Origin of the sequence: Kineococcus glutinatus (assembly GCF_039542765.1) — a bacterium.
Classification (GTDB): Bacteria; Actinomycetota; Actinomycetes; order Actinomycetales; family Kineococcaceae; genus Kineococcus_A; species Kineococcus_A glutinatus.
The window spans coordinates 1-2,701 of the sequence record NZ_BAABIL010000776.1 but is presented as its reverse complement, the minus strand read 5'-3'; the positions used below and the strand labels follow the sequence as shown (position 1 = coordinate 2,701).

At 77.1% G+C, this 2,701-nt stretch carries 4 protein-coding genes and 1 riboswitch; of the genes, 2 read left to right on the top strand and 2 right to left on the bottom strand.

Annotation, left to right across the window (positions count from 1 at the left end; all coding sequences use genetic code 11):
- A partial coding sequence (locus tag ABEB16_RS21305; protein WP_345714179.1) for an ECF transporter S component occupies positions 1-685 on the bottom strand: 685 nt, incomplete at its 3' end.
- Positions 686-738: 53 nt separating this feature from the next.
- Positions 739-842, bottom strand: a riboswitch (TPP riboswitch).
- A gap of 64 nt (positions 843-906) precedes the next feature.
- On the opposite strand from ABEB16_RS21305, the gene ABEB16_RS21300 reads away from it, so the two are divergent.
- Positions 907-1,050: a hypothetical protein gene (locus ABEB16_RS21300; protein WP_345714178.1), complete on the top strand. Its 144-nt coding sequence runs from the start codon at positions 907-909 to the stop codon at positions 1,048-1,050.
- A 15-nt stretch (positions 1,051-1,065) separates the two neighbouring features.
- Positions 1,066-1,347, top strand: a complete 282-nt coding sequence (locus tag ABEB16_RS21295) for a DUF4235 domain-containing protein (protein ID WP_345714177.1) — start codon at positions 1,066-1,068, stop codon at positions 1,345-1,347.
- Positions 1,348-1,367: 20 nt separating this feature from the next.
- On the opposite strand, the gene ABEB16_RS21290 is transcribed toward ABEB16_RS21295, so the two are convergent.
- Positions 1,368-2,701 (bottom strand): EAL and HDOD domain-containing protein (locus ABEB16_RS21290; RefSeq protein ID WP_345714176.1); only part of this gene is annotated, 1,334 nt, incomplete at its 5' end.

Here is a 2,701-nt window from a genome sequence, read left to right as displayed (position 1 = left end):
GCACGCCCGCGGCGGCGAGGTTCTGGCGCAGCAGGTCCTCCTCGAACGCGGCGGGGAAGGAGCGCAGCGCGCCCGCGCGGGCCAGCGCCCGCACCAGCGCCCAGCCGCCGAGGCCGGCGACGAGGGCGCCGGAGACGGCGAAGAGGCCCAGGTAGGCCAGCTTCCACGCCCACGTGTAGTCCGGCACATACACCCACCACTCGTAGGCCGCGACCTCCAGGGCGGCGGCGAGCACACCACCGAGGACGGCGACGGCCGCCCCGAAGCGCCGCCACGCGAATAGCGCGACCGCCAGCTCCACGCCCAGGCCCTGCAGCGCCCCGGAGACGAGCACGCCGGCGCCCCACTGGTTGCCGCCGGGCAGCAGGGTCTCCACGGTCGCGGCGACCACCTCCGCGAACAGCGCCGCCCCCGGGCGGCGGACGACGAGGGCCCCGACCACGGCCGGCAGCAGCCAGACGCCGGCGGCGAGCCCCGCGGCGGGCTGGAAACCCACCCACAGCGGCGTCAGGAAGCCGTAGAGGACGTCCCAGCCCCAGAACACGACGCCGAAGGCGACGCCGAGCAGGGCGGCGGTGGTGAGGTCGACGCTGCGCCAGCGCCGCAGGGGCCGGCGGGCGAGGGCCGGCCCGGCGGCCGGGCGCTGCCCGGGCACCCGCTTGCCGAGCGGGGTGGGTGCGGACATGTGGTGCTCCTCCCGGACGTGCAGGAGGGGGACCCGCGTCCCGGGTGGGACGAGGTCGAGACGGCCCGACTCCCTACGCCGGTGCTAACCGGGTCAGGTTCGAGGGTCTGCGGCTACCCGCACTCTCAGCGCCCGCGGCGCTCCCCTGTCGTACCCCCGACCGTACCGGATCGCGCACGCGGTCCTCGCCCTGCACCGGCGCGCCGTGCGAGGCTGTCGGGGTGCTGAGGCTGCTGCGCGACCGGCGCACCGGGGACCCCGCCCGCGGGACGCGGCTCGTCGCCCTCGTCGTGGCCCTCGGGATGCTCGGGCTGTCCGCGACCGCGCTGGCGCCGGTGCTGCGTTGGCTGCTGGGGGTCCTCTAGGGCAGGGTGCGCTCCATGAACGCGATGGTCTGGAAACTCCTCGGCACCGGCGCCGCCGTCGGCGCCGGCGCCGCCGCCAACACCGTGATGAAGCGGTCCTGGAAGCTGGCGACGGGCAGCAACCCGCCGGACAACCCCGAGGACCCGGACGTCGGCTGGAAGGAGGCCGTCGCGTGGGCGCTGGTCTCCGGCGCCGTCATCGGCCTGGCGCGGCTGCTCGCGGAGCGGCAGGCCGCCGCGTACTACCGCAAGAGCGTCGGCGCCCCCCCGCCCGGGATGGGCGCCGGCCCGACCTGAGCCGCGACGCCGGCGGGGCGTCAGACCCCAGGGTCCGCCCCGCCGGTCGCGCCGGTCACGGCGCCCACCGCCTCCATGCTGCCGCTGAGGGCCGCGAGGTAGGTGCGCGACACCTCGTACAGCCCGTACCCGGCGGCGTGCACCCGCGGTTCCTCGTCCGCCTCGTACGCCAGCACCGCCTCCAGCGCGCGACCCGCCGGGCCCTCGTGCTGCAGCACCGCCGCGTGCACCGCCCGCCCGACGCCCGTCGTGCCCAGCAGGTCCGCCTCCCCGATGCCGAGGGCCTCCGCCACGCCGGAGAGCAGCCCCGCCGTGTAGGCCAGGTCGGCGGCGCCGCCCGCCAGCCGCGCGGTGGCCGTCGCGCGGGCCAGCACCCGCGTCAGGGTCTCCTCGTCGACGCGGGTGACGCCGCCCAGCAGCAGCAGCACCACCCACGAGCACAGCTGGCGCCGTCCCAGCAGGACGATCGCCTGCCGCAGCGAGGTGATCTGCTGCCGGGCGCCCACCGCCGCCGAGCGCACCGTGCGCAGCACCCGCACGCTGAGCCCCGGGTCGGAGGCCACCAGCGCCTCGATGTCGGCGATGGAGGTGTCGGTGCTGGTCAGGGCCCGCACCAGCCGCAGGCAGACGACCTGGGAGGGGGACAGGCTCGCCTGCTCCAGCGTGACGGGCCGCTGCAGCAGGTACCCCTGGAAGAGGTCGGCGCCCGCGGCGCGGCAGGCCGCGAACGTCTCCTCGTCCTCGACGCGCTCGACGACGACGCGCGCGCCGGGGTTGAGCCGGCGGCTCAGGCCGAGCACGTCGCCGAAGCGTTCCCCGACGCCGCTGACGTCGATCTTGACGTAGTCGGCCAGCGGGACGGCCGGCCAGCGGTGCTCCTCCCCCGCGAAGTCGTCGACGGCGAGCCGGTAACCCCGCTCCCGCAGGTCCACCAGGCCGCGCAGCACCTCCTCGTCGACGACGACGTCCTCCAGCAGCTCCAGCACGACCCGGCCCGGCGCGCAGGGCACGGGCAGCTGCCCGGTGAGGAAGCCGCGCGTGAGGTTGAGGAAGAGGGGGCGGTCACCGGCGATCTGCTCGACGCCGAAGTCCCCGAACGTCGCGCTGATCACCTGGGAGGTGGCGCGGTCCTGCGCCGCCTGGCCCACCAGGGCCGCGCTCGTGCCGCCGTGGGCGCGGAACAGCAGCTCGTACGCCACCAGCCGGCGGTCGCGGTCGTAGATGCCCTGCCGGCCGACGCGCACGGGCACCGCCACGGGCGGCGCGGCCCGGAGGTCCGGCGCCGGGGCGTTCGCGAGCGGGTCGGCGCCGACGGGGACCGGCGGCGCACCGACCGGGCCCTGCGGGTCCGCCC